Origin of the sequence: Zhenhengia yiwuensis (genome assembly GCF_014384995.1) — a bacterium.
GTDB lineage: Bacteria > Bacillota > Clostridia > Lachnospirales > Cellulosilyticaceae > Zhenhengia > Zhenhengia yiwuensis.
Window position 1 is genome coordinate 1 of sequence record NZ_JACRSY010000087.1, and the last position, 2,642, is coordinate 2,642.

A 2,642-nucleotide genomic window follows, 5' to 3' on the forward strand; every position below is an offset into this window, starting at 1 on the left:
AAGAACATCCAGATGCTGGCTTAATCGTTCACACCGATCAAGGTTCACAATTTACAAGTGGAAATTTTAGATCCTTACTCGCTAAATATCACGCTATTCAGAGTAACAGTCGAAAAGAAAATCCTTATGATAATGCTGTTATGGAATCTTTCTATAGAACAATAAAAAGAGGGTTTATTGTATATTGCAAGAACAATTTTTACAGTTAGTGCAATCAAAAAGTTGACACTAGCTATTAACTGATTCTTTAAGAAACTCTTTAGATTCTTGTAGTCTGTAACTCATTCCACTCATGTTAATTACATAGGATTTATGGGTTATACGATCTACAATTGCAGCCGTAATGACAGAGTCATGAAAGATTTCATTCCATCTATCAAAAGGCAAATTTGTAGTGAAGATGGTGGAGGCTTGTTCACACCTATCTGAGATGAAGTTAAATAGAAGCTCAGCACCTTCTTTATCAAAAGAGATATAACCTAATTCATCTAAAATAATAAGATCATACTTTCTAAACTTGCTCTTTAATCTCTGTAAAATACGCTCACTTTTAGCTTCCTTGAGCTCAATAATGAGGTTTGGAACATGGGCAAAATACACATGATATCCTTCCTGGCAGGCCTTGATTCCAAGACCTATACTAAGATGAGTTTTTCCTGTACCAGGGTTACCAGCTAAAATAATGTTTTGTTTTCTACCTATAAATTCTAGACTACTAAGTATCTGAAATTTATCTTGTGCTTGAGTAGGTAAGGCGTCAAGATGTAGTTCTTCTAAATATTTCTGATAGGGAAACTTAGCAGTTCTAATTCTAGTCATAATGCCGTTTTGAGCACGCATTTCACCTTCATATCTAAGTAAGTTTAATAAAAACTCTTCATAGGATGGGTTTTCTATCCTAGCCTGTTGTAAATGATGTTCTATATTTTGATAAGTATAGGGTAAACGTAGTTGCTTAGCATACCCTCTTATGAGTTCTTCCATAAACAACCTCCTTGATTATACAATGTACTAATCTCGCTTAATTGGTCCTGACAAGCTGCTTGAATAGCCTCTTGTGAAGGAAAAGAAATGACTTTTGTAGATACCGTTCTGGCCTGAATAATTTCGTTTTTGATATGTGATGCTGTAACGGGTAACTGATTACGTATGAGATATTCAGTAGCAAATTTAACTTTATTCAAGGAGTGATCTTGGATTAATTCCAAGAAATAGATGAAATCTTTTGGATTTGTGGTATAATGTTGGTGGAATATTTGTTGAAGCCAGGGAGTAGCTTGTTTGAGAGCCAAGCTATGTGCAATTGCCCCAGGCTTCTTTTTCATTGTCCCCAGATAATGTTGAATATCTATTTTGTATTGATTACGACCTAGAATCCGCTGAGTTTGGAATAGAAATTTTTGATTATAAAAAATTTTGATGGTGCTTACACCTTTATGTACTTTAACCTCTTTTTGTACAAGATAATCAGGTACCGAATAGAAGTTACAATCAACGTAGATTAAGCTATACTTATCAACTTTACAGCACGTTACTTGTGTTACATCAAGTGGAATCCGTGCAGGGTTTAAATAAGCTTTTTCTTCTGCAAATGCAGTTTCTGCACTTTTTTGACTACGTTGCTTAAGTTTTGTATTTTCTCTTTCTACGGCTTGTAAAAGTGCATCTACAGCATCAGCAATTGTTTTAAAATGATGTTGCTTACTATACGCTTTTCGTCTAATAACTTCTACCGATCTTTCAACATGCCCTTTTTCATTTCCTCTATAGTAATTGGTGTATCTCGGATTAAAACCGTAATAATTGGATAGCCTCATAACAGCTTCAGTCGGTTTCTTTTCTCTACCAGCAAGTCGTTGAACCTGAACTAAAGCATTATCATAGACAATTTCTTCAGGAACGCCTTGAATATGTTCTATAAACTTTGTGTGAATGTCTAAAAATGATTCTGTATTTTCAGTGGTATAAAGGTATGCAAAACGATAATCACTATATTTCAAAGTGAACACGCCAATTTTGAATCGTCTTTCACAGCCTAGTTCATCAATGTAAAGGGTTACATCTCCCCAGTCAAACTCAGCAGCTTTAGCCATAGGGTATTCTTGCCTAATGTAAGCTTCTTTTTGTTTTTGATTTCGTTCTGCGACAAAATGACATACTGTACGATAACTTATATCAAACTTCTTTGAAATCAGTAGCTCATGAATGTCTTTATTTTTCATCACAAGTTTTCGCATCCCACGTTCACGTTTAATCTCATTTTCCTCTAAACATACTTCAATAATCTGCTCAACTTCTGGCGTTAGTTTAATCTTCTTTCTATTAACAGCATGATATTTAGGTGGGCTTGAAGATTTGATAATAATAGCTTCTTTTTCTTCCATAGTAGTAGCTTTTTCTAAATCTACAAGTTCTTGATTGTATTGCTTTACATACTTGATAACAGTAGGTCTTGATATACCCATTTGATTAGCAATCTCTTGATTGGAGTAACCTTTTAGATGGTAAGCGATTAATTAGAAGGTGTCCAAAAATAAAAATCGTACAATTAGAGTTGGAGCATTTCACTCTAGTTGTACGATTTATTATTTGCAGTTATTTTGAATCTCTGGTGCCCAAGGCATTAGTTCCTCTAGTTCTTC

At 34.3% G+C, this 2,642-nt stretch carries 2 protein-coding genes and 1 pseudogene; 1 reads left to right on the forward strand and 2 read right to left on the reverse strand.

Annotation, left to right across the window (positions count from 1 at the left end; all coding sequences use genetic code 11):
- A pseudogene (locus H8718_RS19895) lies at nucleotides 1-179 on the forward strand (IS3-like element IS1068 family transposase); the annotation flags it as partial.
- 49 nt (nucleotides 180-228) lie between these two features.
- On the opposite strand, the gene istB reads toward H8718_RS19895, so the two are convergent.
- Nucleotides 229-984: an IS21-like element helper ATPase IstB gene (gene istB / locus H8718_RS19900; protein WP_249334801.1), complete on the reverse strand. Its 756-nt coding sequence runs from the start codon at nucleotides 982-984 to the stop codon at nucleotides 229-231.
- Complete coding sequence (gene istA, locus H8718_RS19905) at nucleotides 969-2,513, reverse strand: IS21 family transposase (protein ID WP_330597793.1); 1,545 nt, start codon at nucleotides 2,511-2,513, stop codon at nucleotides 969-971. The genes istB and istA overlap by 16 nt, the downstream gene beginning before the upstream one ends.
- Nucleotides 2,514-2,642: the final 129 nt, after the last annotated feature.

Excerpts from the sequence above, each read along its gene's own strand:
- istB (WP_249334801.1), bottom strand. The coding sequence starts at position 984 with ATGGAAGAACTCATAAGAGGGTATGCTAAGCAACTACGTTTACCCTAT.